General features: G+C 70.3%; 21 protein-coding genes, 1 pseudogene and 1 riboswitch. Of the genes and pseudogenes, 7 read left to right on the forward strand and 15 right to left on the reverse strand.

From position 1 onward, the window contains the following. Positions 1-4: 4 nt before the first annotated feature. Positions 5-1,120, reverse strand: a complete 1,116-nt coding sequence (locus Vau01_RS07240; protein WP_203988443.1) for a dipeptidase — start codon at positions 1,118-1,120, stop codon at positions 5-7. 83 nt (positions 1,121-1,203) lie between these two features. Between Vau01_RS07240 and Vau01_RS07245 the strand changes: the two genes are divergently transcribed. Further along, a complete protein-coding gene (locus Vau01_RS07245) occupies positions 1,204-1,494 on the forward strand; it encodes a hypothetical protein (protein WP_203988444.1) in 291 nt (96 codons plus the stop codon). Between the two features lie 72 nt (positions 1,495-1,566). Here Vau01_RS07245 and groL read toward each other — a convergent pair whose 3' ends face one another. Next, positions 1,567-3,192, reverse strand: coding sequence for a chaperonin GroEL (groL, locus tag Vau01_RS07250; RefSeq protein ID WP_203988445.1), 1,626 nt, complete (start codon positions 3,190-3,192; stop codon positions 1,567-1,569). Between the two features lie 561 nt (positions 3,193-3,753). Further along, entirely contained in the window at positions 3,754-3,957 is a 204-nt protein-coding gene (locus tag Vau01_RS07255) for a cold-shock protein (RefSeq protein ID WP_203988446.1), read from the reverse strand. 172 nt (positions 3,958-4,129) lie between these two features. On the opposite strand from Vau01_RS07255, the gene Vau01_RS07260 reads away from it, so the two are divergent. Continuing rightward, a complete protein-coding gene (locus tag Vau01_RS07260) occupies positions 4,130-4,627 on the forward strand; it encodes a GNAT family N-acetyltransferase (RefSeq protein ID WP_239151379.1) in 498 nt (165 codons plus the stop codon). 42 nt (positions 4,628-4,669) lie between these two features. On the opposite strand, the gene Vau01_RS07265 is transcribed toward Vau01_RS07260, so the two are convergent. Continuing rightward, on the reverse strand, positions 4,670-5,929 hold the full coding sequence (locus tag Vau01_RS07265; protein ID WP_239151380.1) for an MFS transporter: 1,260 nt from the start codon (positions 5,927-5,929) through the stop codon (positions 4,670-4,672). A 55-nt stretch (positions 5,930-5,984) separates the two neighbouring features. On the opposite strand from Vau01_RS07265, the gene Vau01_RS07270 reads away from it, so the two are divergent. Then, complete coding sequence (locus Vau01_RS07270) at positions 5,985-6,524, forward strand: ArsR/SmtB family transcription factor (protein ID WP_203988448.1); 540 nt, start codon at positions 5,985-5,987, stop codon at positions 6,522-6,524. On the opposite strand, the gene Vau01_RS07275 is transcribed toward Vau01_RS07270, so the two are convergent. Together Vau01_RS07275 and thrC are read right to left on the reverse strand one after the other, a co-directional pair. Then, entirely contained in the window at positions 6,521-7,555 is a 1,035-nt protein-coding gene (locus Vau01_RS07275; RefSeq protein WP_203988450.1) for a GNAT family N-acetyltransferase, read from the reverse strand. The two genes, Vau01_RS07270 and Vau01_RS07275, sit on opposite strands and share 4 nt — an antisense overlap. Positions 7,556-7,927: 372 nt before the next feature. Beyond that, positions 7,928-9,208 carry a threonine synthase gene (thrC, locus tag Vau01_RS07280; protein ID WP_203988452.1) on the reverse strand — a complete coding sequence of 427 codons (1,281 nt, stop codon included), beginning with the start codon at positions 9,206-9,208 and terminating at the stop codon, positions 7,928-7,930. Between the two features lie 15 nt (positions 9,209-9,223). Beyond that, positions 9,224-9,362: riboswitch (SAM riboswitch) on the reverse strand. 100 nt (positions 9,363-9,462) lie between these two features. Here thrC and Vau01_RS07285 point away from each other — a divergent pair. After that, on the forward strand, positions 9,463-9,861 hold the full coding sequence (locus tag Vau01_RS07285) for a PPOX class F420-dependent oxidoreductase (RefSeq protein ID WP_203988454.1): 399 nt from the start codon (positions 9,463-9,465) through the stop codon (positions 9,859-9,861). Here Vau01_RS07285 and Vau01_RS07290 read toward each other — a convergent pair. From Vau01_RS07290 to Vau01_RS07320, 7 genes and pseudogenes are all read right to left on the reverse strand, one after another. Then, positions 9,858-10,727 (reverse strand): ABC transporter permease, encoded by an 870-nt coding sequence (locus tag Vau01_RS07290; RefSeq protein ID WP_203988456.1) that lies wholly within the window; start codon positions 10,725-10,727, stop codon positions 9,858-9,860. The two genes, Vau01_RS07285 and Vau01_RS07290, sit on opposite strands and share 4 nt — an antisense overlap. After that, positions 10,724-13,507 carry an alpha/beta fold hydrolase gene (locus Vau01_RS07295; RefSeq protein ID WP_373320192.1) on the reverse strand — a complete coding sequence of 928 codons (2,784 nt, stop codon included), beginning with the start codon at positions 13,505-13,507 and terminating at the stop codon, positions 10,724-10,726. Before Vau01_RS07295 ends, Vau01_RS07290 begins: the two co-directional genes overlap by 4 nt. 35 nt (positions 13,508-13,542) lie before the next feature. Further along, a pseudogene (locus Vau01_RS07300) lies at positions 13,543-13,779 on the reverse strand (DUF3263 domain-containing protein); the annotation flags it as partial. Between the two features lie 50 nt (positions 13,780-13,829). Further along, positions 13,830-14,615, reverse strand: a complete 786-nt coding sequence (locus Vau01_RS07305) for a DeoR/GlpR family DNA-binding transcription regulator (protein WP_203988678.1) — start codon at positions 14,613-14,615, stop codon at positions 13,830-13,832. A 35-nt stretch (positions 14,616-14,650) separates the two neighbouring features. Beyond that, the gene (locus tag Vau01_RS07310) at positions 14,651-15,358 is read right to left on the reverse strand and encodes a phosphatase PAP2 family protein (protein ID WP_203988460.1); all 708 of its coding nucleotides are present in this window, start codon (positions 15,356-15,358) and stop codon (positions 14,651-14,653) included. Between the two features lie 10 nt (positions 15,359-15,368). Then, on the reverse strand, positions 15,369-16,580 hold the full coding sequence (locus Vau01_RS07315; RefSeq protein ID WP_203988462.1) for a trypsin-like serine peptidase: 1,212 nt from the start codon (positions 16,578-16,580) through the stop codon (positions 15,369-15,371). A gap of 56 nt (positions 16,581-16,636) precedes the next feature. Further along, positions 16,637-18,349: an NAD-binding protein gene (locus Vau01_RS07320; protein WP_203988463.1), complete on the reverse strand. Its 1,713-nt coding sequence runs from the start codon at positions 18,347-18,349 to the stop codon at positions 16,637-16,639. Between the two features lie 100 nt (positions 18,350-18,449). Here Vau01_RS07320 and Vau01_RS07325 point away from each other — a divergent pair, with 100 nt between their 5' ends. Next, on the forward strand, positions 18,450-19,754 hold the full coding sequence (locus tag Vau01_RS07325) for a hypothetical protein (protein WP_203988464.1): 1,305 nt from the start codon (positions 18,450-18,452) through the stop codon (positions 19,752-19,754). Between the two features lie 16 nt (positions 19,755-19,770). Here the strand turns inward: Vau01_RS07325 and Vau01_RS07330 are convergent, their stop codons facing one another. Then, positions 19,771-20,727 carry a type IV toxin-antitoxin system AbiEi family antitoxin domain-containing protein gene (locus Vau01_RS07330; RefSeq protein WP_203988465.1) on the reverse strand — a complete coding sequence of 319 codons (957 nt, stop codon included), beginning with the start codon at positions 20,725-20,727 and terminating at the stop codon, positions 19,771-19,773. A 130-nt stretch (positions 20,728-20,857) separates the two neighbouring features. Next, on the reverse strand, positions 20,858-21,937 hold the full coding sequence (locus tag Vau01_RS07335; protein ID WP_203988466.1) for an NAD-dependent epimerase/dehydratase family protein: 1,080 nt from the start codon (positions 21,935-21,937) through the stop codon (positions 20,858-20,860). Positions 21,938-21,989: 52 nt separating this feature from the next. Between Vau01_RS07335 and Vau01_RS07340 the strand changes: the two genes are divergently transcribed. Beyond that, positions 21,990-22,346, forward strand: coding sequence for a CBS domain-containing protein (locus tag Vau01_RS07340; RefSeq protein WP_203988467.1), 357 nt, complete (start codon positions 21,990-21,992; stop codon positions 22,344-22,346). 66 nt (positions 22,347-22,412) lie between these two features. Further along, complete coding sequence (locus Vau01_RS07345; RefSeq protein WP_203988469.1) at positions 22,413-24,746, forward strand: DUF8508 domain-containing protein; 2,334 nt, start codon at positions 22,413-22,415, stop codon at positions 24,744-24,746. Positions 24,747-24,755: the final 9 nt, after the last annotated feature.

Here is a 24,755-nt window from a genome sequence, read left to right on the forward strand (position 1 = left end):
CTGATCAGCCCGCGACCGCCTCGGTTTCGCGCAGCACGCGCAGCGCGTTGTGCCAGGTGAGCTTCGCGAGATCGGCGTCGGACCAGCCCCGGCGCGCCAGTTCGGCGAGCAGCGCCGGATAGGTCGAAACGTCGCCGAGGCCGTCGGGCAGCGCGCCGACGCCGTCGAAGTCACCACCGATGCCGACACAGTCAACACCGGCCACCGATCGGACGTGCTCGATGTGGTCGGCGACGTCGGCGATTCCGCACGGCGGGCGCGGGTTCGCCGCGAGCCAGGCCGCGCGGGCGGCGTCGGCCTCCTCGGTGGCGGCATCGACGACGACCTCGGCCTCGGCCTTCACCGCGGCGGCCATCCACACGCGGCACTCCTCGGTGAGGAAGCCCGGAACGAACGTCACCATCACCACGCCGTTCGACGCGCGGACCCGTTCGAGCACGTCGTCGGGAACGTTGCGCGGGTGGTCGCAGCGGGCGCGCGCCGAGGAGTGGGAGAAGAACGCCGGCGCCGTCGACACGTCGAGCGCCGCGTGCATCGTCGTCGGTGCCACGTGCGACAGATCGACGAGCATCCCCAGCCGGTTCATCTCACGCACCACGTCGCGACCGAAGTCGGTGAGGCCGCCGTGTTCGGGCTCGTCGGTGGCGCTGTCGGCCCACGAGGTGTTGTCGTTGTGGGTCAAGGTCATATAGCGGACGCCGAGGCGGTGCATCGCGCGCAACGCACCCAACGAGTCGGCGATGCTGTGCCCGCCCTCGGCACCGATCAGCGACGCGACCCGCCCGTTGCTCCGGGCCCGCTCCACCTCGTCGGCGGTGGTGGCCAACGCAAGATGGTCGGGGTGCCGGTCGATCATCCGGTGAACGAGGTCGATCTGCTCCAGCGTCGTCGTGACGGCTTCGTGGCCGTTCAGGTGGCTCGGCACGTACACCGACCAGTACTGCGCACCGACCCCGCCCGACCGCAACCGTGGCAGGTCGGTGTGCAGGCCGTCGGCTGACATGTCACGGTCGACGGCGGGGTCGTCGGTGCGTCGCCGCCGGCGCAGGGCCCAGGGCAGATCGTTGTGGCCGTCGATAACGGGTGCCGCGGCCAGCAGCCGGCGGATGCGCTCGTCCATGGGGAACCACAGTAGATCGATATCCGCGCGACGGCGTCGGCGAGCGTTCTACGGTGAGGCTGTTCCTGGAAGGGGGAGACCACATGGCTAGGAACCAACCCGACGACTTCTCCGACGACGCACCGGGCTCACTCGGTGCCAACGGCCTCACCAGTGCCGACATGGATCTGACCGGCATGGGCGAGCGGATGACCGGCGACACCTCCATCGAGCCGAACCTGAGCCCGTCGAGCCGGCCGCCGACACCGTCACCGGCACAGGAAGCGGCCCGTGCCGCACAGCGGACGGCGACGAAGAGCCGCACGTCGACCGGTAGCAGCAGCGACCCGTCGCCGATCTCGATGGCGAAGAAGCGGCGCAACCAACCCGGATAGAACAACACGACAGCGGGCGGGACGCATACGCGTCCCGCCCGCTGTTGGTTTGTACTGCGGACTACTCGAGAATCAGAAGTCCATGTCTCCGCCGCCGGGCGCGCCACCCGCCGGGGCCGGGGACTTCTCCGGCTTGTCGGCGACGACGGCCTCGGTGGTGAGGAACAGCGCGGCGATCGACGCGGCGTTCTGCAGCGCCGAACGCGTCACCTTGGCCGGGTCGATGATGCCCGCGGCCAGCATGTCGACGTACTCGCCGGTGGCGGCGTTGAGGCCCTTGCCCGGCTCGAGGTTGCGAACCTTCTCGACCACGACGCCACCCTCGAGGCCCGCGTTGACGGCGATCTGCCGCAGCGGGGCGTCGAGCGACACCTTCACGATGTTCACACCGGTGGCTTCGTCGCCGGTGAGGTCGATCTTCTCGAAGGCGTTCTTGCCGGCCTGAACCAGCGCCACACCACCGCCGGGGACCATGCCCTCCTCGACGCCGGCCTTGGCCGCACGCACCGCGTCTTCGATGCGGTGCTTGCGCTCCTTCAGCTCGACCTCGGTCGCGGCACCGATCTTGATGACGGCGACACCACCGGCCAGCTTCGCGAGCCGCTCCTGGAGCTTCTCGCGGTCGTAGTCGGAGTCGCTCTTCTCGATCTCGGCGCGGATCTGGGCCACCCGGCCCGCGATCTGCTCCTGGTCGCCGGAGCCGTCGACGATCGTGGTCTCGTCCTTGGTCACCTGGACCTTGCGGGCGCGACCGAGCATGTCGAGCGTGACACCGTCGAGCTTGAGACCGATGGTCTCGCTGATGACCTGACCGCCGGTGAGGAAGCCGATGTCACCCAGCATCGCCTTGCGGCGGTCGCCGAAGCCGGGAGCCTTGACGGCGACCGACTTGAAGGTGCCACGGATCTTGTTGACGATCAGGGTGGCCAGCGCCTCGCCCTCGATGTCCTCGGCGATGATCAGCAGCGGCTTGCCCGACTGCATGACCTTCTCCAGCACCGGGAGCAGGTCCTTCACCGCGGAGATCTTCGAGTCGACGATCAGCACGTAGGCGTCCTCCAGGACGGCCTCCATGCGCTCGGCGTCGGTCATGAAGTACGGCGAGATGTAGCCCTTGTCGAAGCGCATGCCCTCGGTGAGCTCGAGCTCGAGACCGAAGGTGTTGCTCTCCTCGACGGTGATGACGCCTTCCTTGCCGACCTTGTCCATCGCCTCGGCGATGATGTCGCCGACACTCGCGTCGCCGGCCGAGATCGAAGCCACGGAAGCGATCTGCTCCTTGGACTCGACCTCCTTCGACAGACTGGCGAGCTGCTCGGCAACGGCGGCCACGGCGGCCTCGATGCCGCGCTTGAGCGCCATCGGGTTGGCACCGGCGGCCACGTTGCGCAGACCCTCGCGGACAAGCGCCTGGGCCAGGACGGTCGCCGTCGTCGTGCCGTCACCGGCGACGTCGTCGGTCTTCTTCGCGACCTCCTTGACCAGCTCGGCGCCGATCTTCTCGTAGGGGTCCTCGAGCTCGATCTCCTTGGCGATACTCACACCATCGTTGGTGATGGTGGGAGCGCCCCACTTCTTCTCGAGTACGACATTGCGGCCCTTGGGGCCGAGCGTCACCTTCACGGCGTCGGCGAGGACGTTCATGCCCCGCTCGAGGCCGCGGCGCGCCTCTTCGTCGAACGCGATAATCTTGGCCATTCGGCGTTGTCCTCCTGGACAGTTCGCGGCCCGCCCGGAATACAGCGCACCGCCTAGGTATCCACCTTGTCGCCGGGTCGCGCGCACACGAAGCCCGGGCTTCACACCCGAGCGACAGTGCCCGACAACCCGCCGGCCGGGGCGGACAGCCCGCGACGACTGGCCCCGAACGCCCGGCCACCCTGAGCTGACTCTGGTGAGCAAACCCTGGGCGAACCCGGCGATCGATGGCCCTACCGCACCGACCTGGTTGGCACTCGACAGCGGCGAGTGCCAAGCTCTTGTTTAGCACTCTCGGCGGTCGAGTGCAAGGAGTCCCCGGTTAACGGGTCACGCCCGGTCACCGGGCCCGCGGGCCCGGAATCTGCCCAGGAATACGGAAAGATCGCTGCCTCCGGGGAAAGTGGCCGTACTTTCCGTCCGCAAACAGCGATCTCGATCTACGTTTGGTTGTCTGCCTTTGCATGCACGCGGCAGCGCAGATACCACGCGGGGCACCGACTTCCGCCCCTCGTGCCTGAGGGCGGCAAACGGTGCCCCGTCAGTGGTGCGAGCAGGGGTTCAGGCGAGCACGCGTACCTTCTCAGCCTGGGGCCCCTTCTGGCCCTGAGCGATCTCGAACTCCACGCGCTGTCCGTCCTCAAGCAGCTTGTAGCCGTCCATCTCGATCGCGGAGAAGTGGACAAAGACGTCCGGCCCTCCGTCGACCGCGATGAAACCGTAGCCCTTCTCGCTGTTGAACCACTTGACGGTGCCCTGTGCCACGGTGCACTTCCTCACTTCGGTGGTGCTGGCGCCGTGCCCATTCCCGGCTCGCCGCCCGGCGCAGCGGTCGCGGCGCCGAAACGCACGCTACACGAGCGTTCCCAACGCCGCACTCCCCTGATTCGGACACTTCGACGTTGCAATCCGGATGCCGCCAACGTAGGAAAGCTGGGTGCGCATCAGGCAGGCTCACATTGATGACGGTCCCCGGCTGTGGGCTTTGCGGCTGGAAATGCTGGCCGACGCCCCACTGGCGTATCTCGACACCCTCGACCGCGCGGTCGCACGGGGGCTACGGGAATACCACCACCGTGTCGAGGGCTGGGTGACCGAACCCGACCGGGCGCTGTTCGTCGCCCAACTGGCGGACCGGCCCGACGCTGCGCTGGTCGGGCACCTGGGCGTGGTCGACGAGCGTGGCTACGCCGGGCTCGTGATGGCGTACGTCAGTCCCGACGCCCGCGGGCAGGGGGTGCTGAAAGGGTTGGTCGACGCCGCGGCGGAATGGTCGAAGCGGATCGGCCGGAGCGACTTGTTGCTGGAAGTGATGGAGCGCAATCACCGCGCCATCCGGGCGTATCAAAAGCTCGGTTTCTCGGTAACCGGCAATCGCCATCCGCATCCTTACCTCGCGCCGTTCATGGAGCTGGAGATGATGCGGCCGGCATAAAGAGTCAGGCCTTTCGTCAATCACGTTGACCGAAGTCTGCGGCTAGCCGACAGGTGCCGGTTCCCGTTCGTCACCTCTGGGCAGTTCACGCATGGTGCGAAGGGGCGAGAAGAACACCGGAAGGAACGCCAGGCAGGCACCGGCCATGCCGATCATGACGGTTTCCCGCACGCCGACGTTGGCACCCAACACACCGCCGATCAGACCGCCGAGCGGCATCGTTCCCCACACAAGGAATCGCATCGTGGCGTTCATTCGGCCGAGCAGGCGCTCGGGAGTGAGACCCTGGCGGAAACTCACCTGCGCGATGTTGTAGACCACCGCGCCGAACATCGTCACCCCGAACCCGGCCGCGCCGAGCCACAGCATCCACCCCGGCTGCACCACCGCCATCAGCAGACCGAAGGGTGCGGTGACCCCGATGACGTAGACGATGGTCTGCCCCTGCCCGAGCCACCGCGCGATCCGCATCGCGGTGAACGCGCCGACCAGTCCGCCGATCGAACCCGTCGACATGAGCAGACCGATGGTGCCGGCCGACACGTCGAGGTCGTCGGCGAGCAGCACCAGGAACATGGCCATCGCGATCGACATGAACAGGTTCGCCGTGCCCGTGCACATCGCGATCGACCGCAGCAACCGGTTGCCGAGCACGAACCGCAGCCCTTCGCCGATCTCCCGGCCGAGGTGCCGGTCGGGCGCGGCCGTCGGCTTCGGCTCGCGCTTGCGGATCAGTCCGACGAATACCGCCGACAGGAGGAAACTCACCGCGTCGACCACGATGGCCACGGGCGCGGTGAGCCACTGCACCAGCAACCCACCGACGGTGGGACCGGCGACCTGGCTGACGCCGCGCACCGCCTCCAGCTTGGCGTTGCCCTCGACCAGGTTCTCGCGGCCGACCAGATGCGGCAGGTAGCTCTGGTAGGCGACGTCGAAGAACACCGTGAAGACGCCGAGCAGCAGCGCGACCGCGTACAACTGCGGCATCGTGAGCGTCCCGGCCCACCACGCCAGTGGCACCGAACCCAGCAGGACGGCGCGGGCCGCGTCACCGAAGATCAACACGCTGCGGCGCCGCATGCGGTCGACCCAGGCGCCCGCCGGGAGCCCGACGAGCAGGAACGCCGCGGTCTCGCAGGCGGCCAGCACGCCGACCTCGAGCGGCGTCGCGTCGAGCGCGAGGATGGCGACCAGCGGCAACGCGATCTGGGTGACCTGCGTGCCGACCTGGCTGATCGTGTCGGCGACGAACAGCTGACGGAAGTCGTACTCGCGGAGCAGGCCGAGGCGGCGGTTCACGGGCGTCAGCCTCACCGACTGATTGGGAAAAGTCAACCAGTTACGCTGTGGGGCGATGAGCGCACCGAAGTACCAGCCAGCGGCCCGTCGATGGCCCGAGCGCCGCGCCGCCACCGAGGCCGAGGCGAAGGCCCTCGCGTCGTCGGTGCGGCTGCGGATCCTGCGACTGTGCCTGGACCAGGAACTGACCAACAAGGAGATCGCCGAGCGGCTCGGCGCGAACCCGGCCACCGTGCTGCATCACGTGCGCACGCTGGTGGACACCGGGTTCCTGGAGGCGCGGCCGCCCCGGCGCGGCAAGCGCGGCTCCCGCGAGGTGCCCTACCTGGCCACCGGCAAGTCGTGGGCGATGGAGGAGACCGGTTCGATGCCCGCGATGATCGAGGCCTTCGTCGACGAGGTGCGCGGCGTCGACCTCGACGAGAAGACCCTCATGTACCGGCTCGGCCTACGGCTGACCCCGGAGCAGTACAAGGACCTGTGCGACCGTCTCGGCGCGGTGCTCAAGCACTTCGCCGACCTGCCGCTGGCGCCCGAGGGCCAGCCGTACTCCGTGTTCGTCGTCGCGCACGAGGACGTGACCCGGGCGCCCTAGATTTCCACCTGCCAGTTGTGCCAGAGGTCGACGGCGCGGAAGCCCATCTGCTCGTTGATGGCGATCATGTGCGCGTTGACCGACGCGTTCCAGGTGTCGATGTACCGCAGGCCGGGCAGTTCCGCGATCCCGTAGTTCAGGTTCTCGATCTTCGTGAGCAGCCCGAGCCGGTGCCCGCGGTGCGCCGGATGCACCAGCGTGATGCCCTGGCCGGCGTGCTCCACGTGGGTCGCCGAGCGGCTCAGTGCCGACCACGCGACCAGGTCGCCGGTGGCGTCGTGCACGGCGGCGGTGTTCACGACCACCCGGCCGGTCCTCATCCGGGCCGCGTCCGTCGCGCGGATCCGGGCCGCGTCGACCTTCTCGGCCTCCAGCGCGAGGTCGCCCAGCGGCGCCTGGTTGAGGAAGTCGCCGTCGAGATACGCGACGTCGGCCAGGTACTCCTCCGGGGTGACCCCGCCCCAGCGCACCAGGCTGTAGCCGGTCGCGGCGGCCCGCGCGTGCGCGAGCATCCCGTCGAGCCCGGCCCGGTCGAGGGTCGCCAGGTCGAGCCGGCGCCGTACCTCGGGGAGCGCGCTCGTCATGCCCAGGGCGCGGGCGAACGCGGTCGGACCCGGGTCGCGGGGCTCCCCGCCGTCGGGCAGGGTCTCGCCGGTGAACGCCATGACGCGGCGCCGGCCCCGCTCGCGGAGGAACGCGGTCGCGTGGTCGTAGAGAGCGCGCCCGAAGCCCTGCCGACGATGCTCCGGCAGGACGGTGGCGGCCACCCACGCGTTCTCCAGGTTGTCGAGCGTCGGCATCTGCACCTCGAGGCAACCGACGATGCCACCGCCCGACGCGCGGGCCACCCACCAGTGCGTCTCCTCGCCCGGCCACGGAAATCGCAGCCCGGTCTCGAAGGCGCGGCGGCACGGGGGCGGAAAGTCGGGAACGTCGTGCGCCCGGGCGATCGCCTGGACCTGGAGTGCGGCCTCGACCTCGGCCGGATCGTCGGCACGGAGGGAGGAGATAGTCAGCGTGGCGGTCGGCATACCCCGCAGGGTGCTACCGGTACCCGCTCAGCGCGAGTCATTTACCCTGACCGCATTTCTCAAGAAAATGGTCGAGAGGACGTTCGCACAACGCCTCCGGCGCCGCTGGCGCTCAGGTCCGGTGAGGGATCCGAGCGGCGATACGTCCTCCCGCACGCAGCATCCTGCGCGTGTGCGCTTTCCACGTCAAGCCCACCAGACGCTTGGGCTTTCCACCGACGGGCGCGCGATGGTCACCGAACGCGACCATCGCGACGCCAACCGGACAGTGACCGGAAACGGACAGCCGACCCACCAGGAGTGACAGCTGCCTGATTTCGCGGCCTCACACAACAAATACCTCACCATCGGTGAGGCCTCGGCCGGAAAAAATCAATCCAGCAGTCCCGCTTCGCGGACGGCACGCAGCGAGGGCCGCACCCGGTACGTCGGCCCGACCTGCTCGGCAACCGCGTCGAGCGTCTTCAGCCCTTCGCCCGTGTTGAAGACGACGGTCTCAGCGTCCGGGTCGAGCCGGCCCGCGTCCACCAGTTTCTGCAGCACGGCCACCGTGACGCCGCCGGCGGTCTCGGCGAAAATGCCCGTTGTGCGGGCGAGCAGGCGGATCGCGTCGCGGATCTCGTCGTCGTCGGCGTAGTCCATCCAGCCGCCGGTGCGGCGGACCGCCTCCAGGGCGTAGATGCCGGCCGCCGGGTCGCCGATGTTCAGCGACTTGGCGATGCCGGTCGGCTTGACCGGCGTGATCACGTCGGTGTCGCCGTGCAGCGCGACCGCGATCGGGTTGCAGCCGGCCGACTGGGCGCCGAACACCTTCCAGCCGTCGGCCGGCGCCTCGACCAGGCCGGTCTCGACCAGCTCGGTGAACGCCTTGTCGATCTTGGTGAGCAGCTCACCGGAGGCCATCGGGATCACGACCTGCGCCGGGATGCGCCAGCCCAGTTGCTCGGCGACCTCGAAGCCGAGTGTCTTCGACCCCTCGGCGTAGAACGGACGCACGTTGACGTTGACGAACGCCGTCTTCTCGAACTCGTCGGTCTCGGTGAGCTCGGAGCAGAGCCGGTTGACGTCGTCGTACGACCCTTCGACGGCCACCAGGTCGCCGCCGTAGACGGCCGTGGTGACGACCTTGCCCTGCTCCAGGTCGAACGGGATGAACACCACCGACGGCGCACCGACCCGCGCCGCGTGCGCGGCGACCGAGTTGGCCAGGTTTCCGGTGGACGCGCAGGCGTAACGCTCGAACCCGAGCGCCCGCGCGGCCGTCAACGCGACCGAGACCACGCGGTCCTTGAACGAGTGGGTGGGGTTGGCCGAGTCGTCCTTGACGTACAGCGGCGCCCGCAGGCCGACGGTGGCGGCGAGGGCATCGGCCCGCACCAGCGGCGTGAAGCCGGGGTTGAGCGTCACGCGCGACGCCGGGTCGGCGCCGGTGGGCAGCAGGCCCGCGTACCGCCAGATATTTTTGGGACCGCGTTCGATCTGTTCCCGGGTGACCGATGCCAGCGCGGCCGCGTCGTAGCCCACCTCAAGGGGTCCGAAACACTCGAAACAGGCGTGCTGCGCGGCGAGCGGGAAGTGCGTGCCACAGCCACGACAGACGAGATCGCGGGCGGGCGAGTCGGAGAACACGGGTGTGCCGAGGGTGCTGGTCACGATGAGGCCCTTTCCTGCTCATCTTTCCCGGGCACTAGGTGTGCCACGGGCCGGAATTGGCACCTGCCTCGCGCTGGCCTCGACGATGAGGTACGTATGCGCGGCGGTTGCCGGGGCGTCAACGGGCCGGTCCCTCAGCCCCTCTGGATGAGGTATTCAGTTGTGCGCGTAAGCATAACGGAACCAACCACCCGTTACGAGCGGCGCGTGACGTGTAGCACTCCGTCGCCACCCGGGCGAGGCACACTGGGAGGGTGACGATCTTCGACGATGCGACCCGCACTCTGCTCGACGGACCCAACTTCGCCGTCGTGGCGACGTTGACGGCAAGCGGGGCGCCGCACACCTCCACCGTCTGGTACGTGCGTGACGGCGACGCGGTCCTGATCTCGGTGACCGCCGACAAGCTGAAGGCCCGCAACCTCGGCCGCGACCCACGGATCAGCCTCACCGTCTCCGACCGCGAGAACCCTTACCACTCGGTCGACATCCGCGGGACGGCCGAACTGGTCGACGACCCGGAGAAGGCGCTGCCGGCGCGGCTGGCGGAGCGCTACCTCGGCGACGCGAACGCCAACCCGGACGAGCCGGCCGAGGTGAAGCGGCTCATCGTGCGGGTGAACCCGGAGAAGGTCACCGAGTTCAAGGTCTAGGAGACGACGTCCTTGCGTAGGAAGCGCCACCAGGCCAGCGACAGCAGCACGGTGGAGTAGACGACGGCGCTCACCGTGCCGCGCGCCACGTCGTCGGTCTGTATCGGGGAGGACAGCAGGCCCAGGTAGCCCTCGTTGAAGTGGGTCGGCAGGAAATCGCGGATGCTGCCGAGGGCCGAGATCTGGTCGAGGATGCTCGACACGATGTAGATCATCACGGCGCCGCCCACCGCACCCAGCGGGGCGTCGGTCGACACCGACAGCAGGAACGCCAGCGAGCCGACGACGAGCAGCGTCACCGAGATGTAGCCGATCACGGCGAGCAGTCGCAGCACGCCCTCGCCGGGCGGAAGCGTACCGCCGACCGGTGCCTGCAACGGCTCCCAGCCGTAGGAGATCGTGCCGGCCAGCAACGCGGTGCCGGCGAGCAGCAGGATCGCCAGCGCGCTGTACGCGAGTGCCACGAGCAGTTTGGCGGCCAGGAGACGGGCGCGCGGCACCGGGACGGCGAGCAGGTACCGGAGGCTTCCCCAGCTCGCCTCGCTCGCCACCGCGTCACCGCAGAAGAGCGCGACCACGACGACGAGCAGGAACCCCGACGACACGAACAGCGTGAACAGAGCGAAGTTCGGCCCGCCCGCGGTGGCGATGTCGATCAGCGAGCTGAAGCCGTCGCCGTCGTTTTCCGCGTTGTCGCCGCCGCCCGGGTTCCAGGTGAACGCGCCGAGGATGATCAGCGGCAGCAGGACCATGAACCCGAGCGCGAACTGGGTACGGCGCCGGGCCAACTGCCGCCGGAACTCCGTCGGGAACGAGAGGGTGCGGTTCGGACGGTAACCGGCCGCGCGATCCGTCGAGACGCTCATCGCTCACCACTCGCCTTCGTGTCGCCGCCGACCAGGGCCAGGAACGCGTCCTCCAGCCGGCGCCGGGGCACCACCCGGTCGACACCGACGCCCGCGTTCACCAGTGCCGCAACCACGTCGGCGCGCGGCGTGCCGTTCACGTCGACCACGAGGCTCGCGCCGTCGGGCACCACCGACCGCACCCCGCCGAGCGCGTCGAGCACCGCGGTCGCAGCGTCCACATCGGACACATCGAGCTGGACGGTCGGCGAGTCGCCGACGATGTCGGCCACCAGACCGGAAGCCACCACCTCGCCCTTGTGCACCACCACGACGTCGGTACAGGTCTGCTCGACCTCGGCCAGCAGGTGGCTCGACACCAGCACGGCCCGCCCGTCGGTCGCGTAGCGGCGCAGCACCTGCCGCATCTCGGCGATCTGCGGCGGGTCGAGGCCGTCCGTCGGTTCGTCGAGAACGAGCAGTTCGGGGAGACCGAGCATCGCCTGCGCGATCGCCAACCGTTGCTTCATGCCGTGGCTGTACGTCTTGACCCGGCGGTCGATGGCCGTGCCGAGGCCCGCGATGTCCATCGCCTCCTCGAACCGGGCGTCCTCGGCCGGGCGGCCGGTCGCCTTCCAGAACAGCTCCAGGTTCGCCAACCCGGTGAGGTGCGGCAAAAATCCGGGACCCTCGACCAGCGCGCCGAGGCGCGACAGCACCGGCGCACCCGGCACCAGGCGGTGGCCGAACACGAGGATCTCGCCGGCCGTCGGCCGGGTGAGGCCCATCAGGACGCGCAGGCTCGTGGTCTTTCCGGCACCGTTCGGGCCGAGCAACCCGACCACCTGTCCACGATGGACGGTGAAGCTCACCGACTGCACCGCGACGAACCCGTCGGCGTACTCCTTGCGCAGCCCGCGAACCACCAGCGGCGTGTCCACGTGCTCGGCGTCGACCGCGCGGATGGAACGCCGCGCGCGCATCCGGGCCACCACGACGGCCGCGACCACACCGAGCGCCACGAGGGCCAGCAGCGCGAACAGCGCGTACCACCACACCACGTTCGGGTTCCGGATCGGCGCACCGTCCACAGTGGGCAGAGTGACCTGACCCTCGACGCTCACCTGGTACACGGCCGGTTCGGCCGGGGTCGCGTACGCCTGGTCCGATGTGGACACCACGATCGCGAACCGGTGTCCGGGCTCGAACCGGTGCACGATCGCCGGCAGCGTCACGGTGACGGGCTGCGCCCCGTCGAGCGTGGCCGGCAGCCCGGTCAACCGGATCGGGGCCACCTGACCACCGGGCAGGCTGCTGGAGTTGTCACCCACCGCGTAGAGCTTGACGAACAGCACCGCCTCCCCCGTCGGCGACGCGGCCCGCAGCCGTACGGTCGGCGCGCCCACGACGTCGACGATCGTGTCGAACGGTTGGCTCTCGTACCGGGCGAACTGGCCGGGAACGTCGAGTCCGGTGCCGCCGACGAACGACGACAGCCCACCGGGCAGCGTCGAGATGGCCGCCGGCGTGCCGCCCGGCGGGTTCGCGATCGACTGTGGCGGCCCGCTGATCTGAACCGAGCGGCCCGGCGCCGATACACCGGGATAATCGGTGACGCTGTAGCCGGACGCCACCAGATCCCGGTTGGTGGCGTCGAGCCCGGTGATCCTCGAGTACGTGAAGCTCCGCGACGGAGCGGACCCCGAGCCGTCGAGGTAGTGCCCGAGCCATTGCGCCGTAAGGAACTTGAGCCGGTCGCGGTCGGTCCGCGGGCCGGATCCGCCGTCGTGGCCGCCGTTGAACCACGCGACCCGCACCGGCGTGCCGGTGGCGGCGATGGCCCGGGCGTTGGCGTCGCCCTCGGAGAGCGGGAACAGCGAGTCGGCGGTGCCCTGGATCAGCAGCGTCGGCGCCTTCACCCGGTCGACGACCGATGCGGGCGACGACCGGCGCAGCAGGTCGATCACCTGCTGGGTGGGCCGACCGGAGGTGGCCACCGAGAGGTACGCGGCGCACACGTCGGCCGCGAACCGTCCACATTGGGGGTTCGAGCCGGCCGGCGACGGCGGCCCGTCGCCGCCGCCGCCGAGCAGCGCGCTCAGGTCGCTGCCGGAACCGGAACCGAAGAACAGCCCGGCCCACTGCTTCTTGAAGACACCCTGTTCGGGCCCGCGGCCCGTGGCTTCGGGCAGGAAGGCCCGCGACAGGTCGTTCCACGTGATCATCGGAACGATCGCGTCGACCCGGTTGTCGAGCCCGGCCAACATCAGCGCCAGCGCGCCGCCGTACGAGCCGCCGACGACGCCGACGTGCGGGTCACCGTCGGCGTCGCGGCGCACCTCGGGACGCGCGGCCAGCCAGTCGAGCAGGCGCTGGGCGTCGCGGACCTCCCAGTCGGGGCTGTTGAGGTGGATCTCGCCGGTGGACCTACCGAAGCCCTGCGCCGTCCAGGTGAGCACGGCGTAACCGAGGTCGGCGAGGTCCTTGGCGTCGGCGGCGACCGAGTCCTTCGTCCCGCCGAACCCGTGTGCCAGCAGCACCGCCGGCACCTGCGAAGACCGCGACGCCGACCGCGGGACGTAGAACGTCGCGTCGAGGTCGACCTGCTGATCGCCGGCGGGTCCGGTCTGCACCAGGATGCGGAGCTGCTCGGTGCGGTAGCTGGCCCGTTCCGGCCAGGCCGCGACGCCCACCAGGCCCAGGACCAGGACGGTCACCACGCCGAAGGTCACGAGGCGCCGTCGGGTCCACCTGATTCTGGGCAGCACACGACGCCACCACGGAGCTTTGACCACCTGCACACCGTATGCGGAAATCGCTGTGACCGTCCTGAGGACTACCCTGACCGCCGCGCCCGCGACGCCCGCAGCCGCCGCAGCCGCCCCACCAGCACCGGATCGTGCTTGAGCGCCTCGGGATCGTCGAGCAGCCCGTTGAGCAACTGGTAGTACCGGGTGGCCGACAGGCCGAACGTGTCGCGGATCGCCTGTTCCTTGGAACCGGCGTGCTTCCACCACTTCCGTTCGAACGCCAGCATCTCCAGCGCCCGCTCGCCGAGCCCGGCCGGCGGATCCTCCACAGTGGACTCCGCCGGAACGTCTTCGTCACTCACGTGACTCATTCTCACGCACAGATGACGTGAACGCCCGCCGCCTCGAACTCCGCGATCCGGTCGGGCCCGGCGCCGTTGTCGGTCACCAACGTGTCGACCCGTTCGATCGCGCAGATGCGGGCGAACGCGTGCGCGCCCAGCTTCGACGAGTCGGCGATGATGACCACGCGCCGCGCCCGCGCGACCATCAGCGCGTTCATGCCCGCCTCGCCCTCGTGGTGTGCCGCCGCGCCCAGCCGCACGTCGATCGCGTCGGCGCCGAGCAGCGCTATGTCGAACGTCACCTCGCCGAGCACCGCGCTGCCGAGCGGACCGACCAGTTCGAACGACTGCGGCCGCACGATGCCGCCGGTCACCACGATCTTCATGCGCGAGCGCACGAGCAGTTCGTTGGCGATGTTCAGGGCGTTGGTGACCACGGTGAGCTGAGCATCGTCGACGTGGCCGGTGAGTTCCGGGCGCACCGCCAGCGCCCGCGCCACCTCGGTGGTCGTAGTGCCGCCGTTCAGGGCGACGACCATCCCGGGCGTCACCAGGGCCGCGGCCGCCGCGCCGATGCGCTGTTTCTCGGCCGAGTGCTTGGCCGTCTTGTATCGCAACGGCAGGTCGTAGGAGACGCCGCTGGCGACCGCGCCGCCCCGCGTGCGGGTGATCATCTGCTGCTGGGCGAGCTGGTCGAAGTCGCGCCGGATCGTGGCATGCGACACCGCGAGCCGATCGGCCGCCTCCTCAACGCTCACCCGACCGTCTTCGGTGAGCATCTCCAGCAGCGCGTTCCAGCGCGCATACCGGTCCAACGCGGCCTCCCAGGCGTTCACATGATTCGCGCACCCTAGCGCAGGGCCAGGTCAGGAACCCTGCCAAACCACCCACGTTCCGCCAACCGACGGGTTCCGGGCACCCGGTGCAGCGGTACCGCGTCCCAATCGACCCGCCGCAGCAGGCGGTCGAGCAGCAACCCCGCGATCAGCCCGGCCACCGTGTCGGTGATCCAGTGGAAGCCGAGATAGGTGGTCACGACCGCGACGATGAGCGGGGGGCCGAATCGCAGCGCGAGGCGGGCGGCGGGGCGCATGGTGGTCGGCGCAAGAGCGGAAAGCAACAGGACGAGGACGCCGTACCAGACGATCGTGTTGGCCGTGTGCCCGGACGGGTACGACATGCCGCCGCTGAAGAACTCCTCGCGGTTCGGCACGCCCTCGGGCTTGTGCGGCGCGGCCCGGTCGGTGAGCACCTTCATCGGGCCGACGGTGAACATGAGCAGCAGGTACGCGGCGAGCACCGGCAGCACCGGCCGCACGCTGTGCTTCCGCCAGGCCAGCAGCACCGCGAGCCCCATCGCCAGGATCGACAGCGGCGTGCCCTGGCCGAGGTAGTTCAACACCCGGGCGGCGACGTACGCCGGGGTCGGGCGGTGGGTGTCGGCCCAGTCGCGGACGTCGAGGTCGATGCCGTGCGTGACGCCGGCCCACGCCAGCGCCGTGATCGCCGCCAGAACGACGACGAGGACGGCATCGAGCAGCCATCCCCGTCGTCTCATGGTGTCTTTTCTACAGGAGCTTGGCGATGTCCCTGTTGATCAGGTCGACCCGGACCCCCGAATTCGGGCAGCCGCCGAAGTGGTGCAGCGCGACGACCTTGTGCGTGGTGGCCGAGATCACCGGCGAACCGGACGAACCGCCGTCGGTGTCGCAGAAATAGGAGACGTCGGTGGCCTCGTCGTAGCCGTTGTACCGCGGGTCGTCGATCGCGCAGGTGCCGCTGCGCTCGCCCGGGTCGTCCATGGCGATCGAGGTCGGCTGGCCGCGCGGGTGCTGCGGGATGTACAACTCCTCGCCCGTGCGGTGCTGGCTCAGGTCGAACTCGAGGTAGCCGTACTGCGACACGGCGCCGAAGTTCTGCACGCTGAACAGCGCGTAGTCGAGCGTCCCGTCGTTGGCGAGCAACTGGTCTCCGTAGACCTTGGTGACGCGGCGGGTGGCGCTGCCGCTGCACTGGACGCACTCGAAGTTGAACCAGACCTCGGTGCGTCGCACGTCGGAACCGCTCGACGTGCAGTGGTTGTTGGTCAGCATCCGGTTGCCCTGGCCGATCCGCCACGCGGTGCACAGTTCGACGCCGTTGATGAGCAGCCGGGCCACCGCCTTCGACTTCTGGTACTGCACCGGGTGCGACGAGCGGTAGCAGACCGCGTCCAACTTCTCGTCGGAGCCGCGGCAGATGCTCTCCTCGCGGTTCTTCTTCTGGGTGGGACCCTCGGGCGCGCCGTCGCCGACCGACTCCTGGAAGCCGCGAGCCACCTGGTCGACGCCGATCCCCAGCCCGGAGAGGCGGGTACGCAGCCCGAGCGGGTCGTAGCTGCCCTGCTCCAGCCGCACCGTGGCGGTGTCACCGCTGATCGACATCGCCCACGGGTCGGCGGCGAGGTCCTCCGCCGTGTAGGCGTACGACTCGGTGCCGGTCGGGTCGGCGACCACGACCCGGTCGCCCGGCCGCAGCGTCGCGCGGTTGAAGTGCAGCTTGACGTACGAGGCACCGGGATACCGGTAGGTGAGCGTCTTCTCGGTCGGTACCAGCCGGCCGCGGCGCTCGAGCACGCCGGTGACGCTCTCGACCGCGCCGATCCGCGGCAGCTTCACCGCTTCGCTGACGGGCGTCTGCACCACGGCGTTCGGTTGCGTGTCGGCGAGCGACACCCCGGTGACACCGGCGGCGCCGATGAGCGCGCACAGCGCCACAGCCAACCCGAACGTTCGCCGCATAAAGAGGCCGCCCCTCACTCGTTTTGTCCGAAATTACGAGTAAGTCAACGACGAGATCAGGCGGAAGTTGCCGCAACCACCCGACCGAGGCCGTCGCGCGTGGTGACCAGGAGCAACCGGTCATCGACGTGCACCTGCCGGTCGGCGCCGGGTGACCACGTGGTCGAACCGCTGTGGGTGACGGCGATCACGCGCACGCCGTCCATCGCATTGAGCGTCCCGATCCGGGCGCCGACGGCGGCCGACCCCGCGCAGACCGGAAGGTCGGCGATCAGCAGCACCCGCCGGTTCACCGGGATCGCGCCGATCACGTCGCGCTGCAGCATCGCCGCGGCGAACGCCGGCGCGGCCAGGTACGAGACGCTCCGGGAGACGTCGATGCGGAACGCCCGCTCGACCCGGTCGGCGAAGTCCCCGTCGAACAGCCGCAGCACCACCCGCACGCCGGCGTTCAGGGCCCGGCCGTGCAGCGCGGCCTCCAGGTTGACGACGTCGTCGGTCGACAGCACCACCAGCGCCCGGCAGGTCTGCACCGAGGCCGCCCGCAGGATTTCCTCGCGGCTGGCGTCACCGACGATCAGCGGGACGTCGAGCTCCCTGGCCAGGGCGGCGCCGCGGGCGTCGTCGGTCTTGTCGATCGCCACCACCTGGATGCCGCGCTGGTGCAACTGCCGGATCACCCGCGTGCCGACGTTCCCGAGGCCGACCACCACGACGTGGTCGCTCACGGGGTCCCGCAGTCCACCGAGAGCGATCGCGAGCCGCGCGTTGACGACGGCCTCGACCACCGCGGCGGTCACCACCGGAATGAGCGCGATGCTCACGACCGTGAGCATCGTCTGGAGGATCTTCTCGACGGCGCCGGCGTCGACGTTGGCATCGGCGCCGCCGAGCGCGGCCAGAATCGTGAGATAGGCGGCGTCGTACCAGGTCAGGTCCCCGCGGACCATGGCCAGGACGCCGGTTCCGGCAATGAGGAGGACGACGAGGGCCAGCGCCGCCTGTACGAGTTTGCGGTTCGCGATGAGCACGATCGCGGCCCACGGACGGGCCTTGCGCCGTGGGGGCGTGGTCGGCTCGTCGTCGGTGTCGGCGAGCGCCAGCACGAGGTTGGCCGACGCCGGGTCGCGCGGGAGCAGCACGGTGCGATCACCCCGGGTGTCGGCGAGCGCGCAGACGATCCGCGACTCGGGCACCGCCTCGCGGGCGACGACGTGCAGCGCCCGCCGGCCGCTGAGCCGCACCTGCACCGGCGCCGCCTCGCCGAGCGCCTCCGCGACGAACGCGGGTGCGGCCATCGCTGCGTCCGACAGCACGACGCAGTCGTGGAACAGCGTCCGCACGCCCAGGCCCAGCCCGAGGTTGAACATGCGCAGCACCAGGTGGACGCGCGGGTTCAACTCCTGCGCCTGCAGCGCCACGTGGATGTTGCCGACGTCGTCCTGTCGCATCACGGCCACCGCGTCGGCGGTGGCCACGCGCGCCCGCCGGAACGCGTCGGCGTCGAGGCGCTCGGACTCGATGACCCGCACGGCGAGGCGGGAGATCTGCGGCCCGTGGTTGCGCCGGCGGTTGGGCAGGATGACGGTGACCTGGCGGCCGTGCTGGGTGACCAGTTCGCTGGCGAGCCGGTAGGTGAGCGGATCGTCGCCACACACGATCAGGTGACCCGCAACCGGACGCCCCCGTTGCTCCGTTGGTTCCGGTGAGCGCCGCCGCACGTACCGGCCGGGAACCCCTGCCCGGGTGAGCCACGTCGCGCGAGCCATCGACGGTGATCCTATCGGTCAGCCTCCAGCAGAACGTTTTGCCCGACTTGTTCGTTAGTCACCTCTGTACGGCACCCTGTACGCGACGGATGGAACACGAATGAACAAGTGGATTCGGCGGACCGCTGGAACCGTGGGCATCGCCGGTGGTGCGCTGCTGCTCGGCACGGCGGCGCATGCCGACAACCCCGTGATCGCGGACCCGCAGTCGCTTCACGGCCTCACCGACACGGCGAACGTCGACGATGGGCTCGGCGGGGTCGGTGTCTCGGTCGACACGCCCGGCCAGCGGGACACGGTCGGACTGCTGCCCGACGGCAACGGCCCGGTGCGCTCCGGCACCAACAACGGCGAACTCGGAGCGGTGGTGCACGCGCCCACCCAGGACGGGCAGCCACGCGACGTCTTCGCCAACGGGCGCACGCCGGACATCTTCCAGGCACTGCCGATCACCGACGTCGTGCCGATGGACGGCCTCGGCATGCCCCGCACGCTGCCGGCGCAGTCGCAAGAGTCGCTGGAGGCCACCGGCCTGCCGGTGCGCAACCTCCCGATCGGCACCAGCATGGCCGGCGACGCCCTGGGCGGCGGCGACGATCTCGCGCAGGACGGCCTGGCCGGCAACGGACTCGGCGTCCCGCTGGGCGACCAACTGCCGCTGGGTGCCGGATCGCCGCTCGGCGGCGGGTCCCCCCTGGGTGGCGGATCGCCCCTGGGCGGCGGGTCGCCGCTCGGCGGTCTCCCGCTGGTCGGATCTCAGGGTTCCCAGTCCGCACCGTCCGGCGGCCGCGCCAACACGACGCCGACCGCCCAGTCCTCCCGCAACCAGTTCGCCGGCGACGCCGTGCACGTCCTGCCGTCCGGGCCGTCCGGGTCCTTCGGCACGGAGTCCCTGGTGGCGCCGTCCTTCGGTGCGCCGACGTTCGGCGGCTCGGCCTGGGCCGGCCGGCACCGCGCCGAGGCCGGCCTCCCCGGCGGTGCCCTCTCCGGCGGCGGCCTCTCCGGTGGTGGGCTGCCCTCGGCCGGTGGCCTGCCCGTGGTCGGCGAGGTCCTGCAGGGCGGCACGCTGCCCACCAAGGCCAACGTGAACACGCTGCCGGGTGCCCCGGCCATCCCGGTGCACAACCTGCTCGCCCCCGGCACGGCGGCGACCGGCGCGTCCACCGGCAACACGCTGGACCAGACCACCGGCACCGTGAACAACCTGGCCCAGGACGCCGGTGGCACCGAGTCCCTGCCGATCAGCGACGAAGCCCTCCCCGTCGTCGGCGGCCTCACCGGCCCGTCGGGCACCCGCGGCATGCCGCTCCCCGACACGCGGGGCATCCCCGTGGTCGGCGGCGTGGCCGACGGCCTGACCGGTGGCAAGCACCGCGCCCAGTACACCGCCCGCCACTCGGTCTGAGGCATCGCTCCCCCCATCAACGGGGAAGTTCGTCCACGTACTGATGTGGACGAACTTCCCCGTTGATGCATTCGGGACACAACGCTTGCTGCCCCACCCACCCCGATGCCGCGAGCACCCCGGCCACCTCCGCCGCGACGGTGCACGGACGAGCGACCACGTCGGCGTAGCCGTAGCGCAGCACCTTCCCGCCGCCGACCACGGCCGCGTTGTCACGCCGGTGGTCCCGGAAGCGCGCGCTGTCGGGATGGGCAAGCCGCCCGTCGAGTTCGACGTGCACCCCGTACTCGGGATAGGCGACGTCGTCGTACCGGCCGGCGCGGCGCCACTGCCGGATGCCGATCGGCAACCGGTGCGCGCGTTCCACGGAGCGGCTGTAGCGGAACTCGAGGACGCTGTGACAACCAGCCGCCGCGTCATCGAGTGCCTTTCGCAGGTCCCGTCGCCACCGCATGCGGCCTCGGTTGTCCAGAGCGGCGCCGACGCGGTCGGCGGTGGTGAGCCGGCTGCCCACCGCGGTGAGCAGCCACCCGACCGCTTCGTCGAGGGTTCGGCTGGTGTGAGCGAGATCGAGCGCCGTCTCCGCCACCGACGTGCGGGGCGGCACCCGGGCCGGATGGCGCAGGCGGCCCGGATCGACGACGCGATGGATCACCAGCCCGGCCGGCGCCCTGACCCGCCGGGTGTGCGGCACGGATACATGCACGGGCCTACCGTCCCGTGCCACCAGACCGTGGAGTTCGGCCGCGGTGCGGTGGCTGAGCACGGCACCCGGTCCGGCGAACAGCACCGCGGCCCAGAGGCGCGCCCGCCAGGGCAGCGGGCCGCTGAACGTCGCGAAGACGCCCGGATATATCCGCTGCCAGCGGCCGGACCGTACCCGGGCCCCGATCGACGAGTCGGTGAGCCCACAGCGGACGGCCTGCGCCCGCGACACGACGCCGGCCTGTGAACGGGTGAACTCGGAGAGCACCGGACCACGGTGCCGGAGCCGGCGGCCCTGTGGAAGACCGGCCTCGAACCTGTGGATAACCGCCTGTGGATAACTCAAGAACAACGGGGAAGTTCGTCCACACCAGCACGTGGACGTACTTCCCCGTTGATCAGTACGGGCTGCCGTGGCCCGGGAAGTGGCCGTGTGCCACCGCCGACACCCGGTCGGCGAACAGGGCTCCCGGCCGCAACGCGGGGCTCAGCGTCCCCGCCCCCGCCGCCATGCCCGCCAGCAGGTCGTTCAGCGCGGTGAGCGAGTCGTACCGGGGCACCCAGCCGAGTTCGGTCCGGGCGCGCATCGAGTCGATCAAGGGGATCTGGGTGGCCATCCAGATCCAGCCGGGGTCCGTCGGCTGCAGCCGGGTCACCCAGCTGGCAGCCGCGGCCCAGGTCAGTAGCGCCGTCGGGACGCGCACCGCGCGGCCGTGCAGCAGGCCCGCGATGGTCGACGGGTCCAGCACGGGTTCCGCCGCTACGTTGAAGGCGCCCCGCACGTCGGAGCGGATGGCCCGGGTGTACGCGTCGGCCACGTCGCCGGCGAGCACGCACTGGATGCGCATCGACTTCGGCAGCGGCAGCAGCGGCACCCGGCGCCGGCCGAGCAGGCCGACGGGCGCCCACGGGCCGAGGAAGTAGCGGGTGATCTGGCCGCCCGCCTCGTACTGGAAGATCAGGCCGGGCCGCATCCGCACCACGCGCAGGCCCGGGTTCGCGGCCTCGACCTCGTCGAGCATGTCCTCGACCGCGGCCTTCTGCTGGCTGTACAGCGAACCGGTGATGCCCTGCCGCGGGTGGCTCTCGTCGACCTTGCGGTCCTTCGGCCCGGGTGAGTAGACGCCCACCGACGACGCCACCACCAGGGCCGGAACGCCCGCCCGCACCGCCGCCTCCGCGACGTGCCGCGAGCCGACGATGTTGCTGCGGTGCAACAGGCGCGGCTGGTGGCTGGGCTGGATCTGCCAGGCCAGGTGCACCACGGCGGCGGCGCCCGCGAAGACGCGCGTCAACCCGTCGACCGCGTCGTCGGCGCCGATGTCGCAGGGGAACCACTCCACCGACTGGTACGGCGGCGAGTCCGGTGGCATCCGCCGCGACACACCGACCACGTGATCAACACCAGGCTCGTCAGCGAGCCGCCGCAACAGTGCCGTGCCCACGTTGCCACTCGCTCCGACCACCACGATCCGCATGTCCGGAGTCCTACCCCGTTAGTGGATCGCCAAAGCGGGTACCGCGGCCCCCATGGCAGACAAGGTTCGCGACGTGATGACCAGCGATCCGATCACGCTCGCCAGCACCGAGACACTGGCCGCCGCCGCCAAGCAGATGCGCGACGCCGACGTGGGCGTCGTCGTCGTCACCGACAACGGTTCGATCGCCGGCCTGGTGACCGACCGGGACATCGTGGTCCGCGGCATCGCCGAGGACCTCGACCCGTTCTCGACGGCACTGGCAAGCTGCTGCACCTCCCGCGGCGTGGTGACCGTGACCCCCGACGACGATGTCGACCACGCGATGCGGCTCATGCGCGAACACGCCGTGCGCAGGCTACTGGTAACAGAAGGCGGCAAACCGGTCGGCATCGTCTCGATCACCTGACTACCTACCCTTACGTTCACCCGTTCGACCTCGACCCCACCGCATCGAGGCTGGTATTCACGCCTCATGCAGAGAAGAACCCTCGCGGCGGCCGCGGCCGCCGCGACCGTCGCGGCGAGTCTCGCCGCCGTCAGCCCCGCGGCTGCGGCATCGCCCGACGTGGTCATCAGCCAGGTCTACGGCGGGGGTGGCAATTCGGGCGCCACCTACACGAACGACTTCATCGAACTGCACAACCGCAGCGGAAGCCCCGTCGACGTCACCGGGTGGAGCGTGCAGTACGCCTCCGCGGCCGGTACGACGTGGCAGGTCACCGTCCTGTCCGGCACGATCGCGCCGAACAGCTTCTTCCTCGTGCAGGAGGGGGCCGGCGCCGGCGGCACCACCCCGCTGCCCACGCCGGACATTTCCGGCTCGATCGCGATGAGCGCCACCGCCGGCAAGGTCGCGCTGTCCACGGCGAGCGCCGCCCTCGGCTGCGGCGCCGACTGCGACGCCGCGCCGGGCGTACGCGACTTCGTCGGCTACGGCACGGCCAACGACTTCGAGGGCGCCGCCGCGGCGCCGGGCCTCTCCAACACCACCGCGGCGCTGCGCGGTGCCGGCAACGACACCGACCAGAACGGCACCGACTTCTCGTCGGCCGCGCCGAGCCCGCGCAACGCCGGCAGCGGCCCGCCGGAGGAGCCGACCGACCGCCTGATCCGCGAGGTGCAGGGCGCCGGGCACGTGTCACCCCTGACCGGTGACCTGGTGCGCGTCGCCGGCATCGTCACCGCGACCTACAGCCGCGGCTTCTACATCCAGGACCCGGCTCCCGACAGCGACCCCGCCACCAGCGAGGGCGTCCTGGTCTTCACGTCGTCGGCGCCCGCGGTGGCGCGCGGCGACAGCGTCTCGGTGGTCGGCCGGGTCAGCGAGTTCCGGCCGGGCGGCGACGCCAACAACCTCACCGTCACCCAGCTCGGTTCCCCGACGGTCACCGTGGTCGCACGGGGGATCGAGGTTCCGGCCCCGGTTCTGGTCGGTCCGGGCGGTCGGCGGGCTCCGGCCGCGGTCCGCACGGACGCTCCGGGTGACGTCGAGGCCTCGGCAAACTTCAATGTGACGACGAATGCGCTCGATTTCTACGAGTCGCTGGAGGGCATGCAGGTCCGGGTGGTCGACTCCGTCGCCAGCGGGCCGACCACGTCGAACGGCGAGCTGACCGTGCTCCCGGGTGGCCAGGGCTCGCCGCGCACGGTGCGCGGTGGCATCCGGTACACGTACGCCGACCCGAACTCCGAGCGCGTCATCCTCGACGACAACATCACGCGGATGCCCGCCGCCGACACCGGCGACTTCCTCCCCGGCCCGGTCGACGCGGTGGTGGACTACTCGTTCGGCAACTTCAAGTTCAACGTGCTGGCGGCTCCGACCGTGGTCGACCGTGGCCCGGTGCGCGAGGTGACCCGCCAGCAGCGGCCCGGCGAACTGGCCGTCGCGACGTACAACGTCGAGAACCTCGACCCGGGCGATCCGGTCGAGAAGTTCGACCGGCTGGCCGCCGGCATCGTCACCAGCCTGGCCTCGCCCGACCTGCTGGCGCTCGAAGAGGTGCAGGACAACAACGGTGCCACCGACAACGGCGTGGTCGCGGCCGACCAGACGTACGCGACGCTGATCGCGGCGATCACGCGGGCCGGCGGGCCGACCTACCAGTTCCGCCAGATCGACCCGGGCAACAAGACCGACGGCGGCGAGCCCGGCGGCAACATCCGGGTCGGTTTCCTGTTCCGCACCGACCGCGGGCTGTCCTTCGTGGACCGTCCGGGCGGCGGCACCGACACCGCGGTCGGCGTCGAGCGGACCGGGTTCTTCCGGGCCGCGCTCACGGCGTCACCGGGTCGGATCGACCCGACGAACCCGGCCTTCGCGGCGAGCCGCAAGCCGCTCGCCGGCGAGTTCCGCTTCAACGGCAAGCCGCTGTTCGTCGTCGCGAACCACTTCAACTCGAAGGGCGGCGACCAGCCGTTGTTCGGCCGGTTCCAGCCGCCGACGCGGTCGTCGGAGGTGCAGCGGCACGCCCAGGCGACGATCGTGAAGAGCTTCATCGACGACATCCGCGGGATCAACCCGCTCGCGAACGTGATCGTGCTCGGTGACGTCAACGACTTCGAGTTCTCGGAGACCGTCGACATCCTCACGCATGACCTGTTCATGTGGGACCTGCCGAGGCTGCTGCCGCCGGCCGAGCGCTACACGTACGTGTTCGACGGCAACTCGCAGGTGCTCGACCACATCCTGATCTCGCTGCCGCTGCTGCTGCGCGGGTTCGACCACGACGTGGTCCACACCAACGCCGAGTACGCCGACCAGGCGAGCGACCACGACCCCCAGGTCGTGCGCCTCCGCCTCTGATCCCCTGAG

The organism is Virgisporangium aurantiacum, assembly GCF_016863635.1.
In the GTDB taxonomy this organism is placed as follows: domain Bacteria; phylum Actinomycetota; class Actinomycetes; order Mycobacteriales; family Micromonosporaceae; genus Virgisporangium; species Virgisporangium aurantiacum.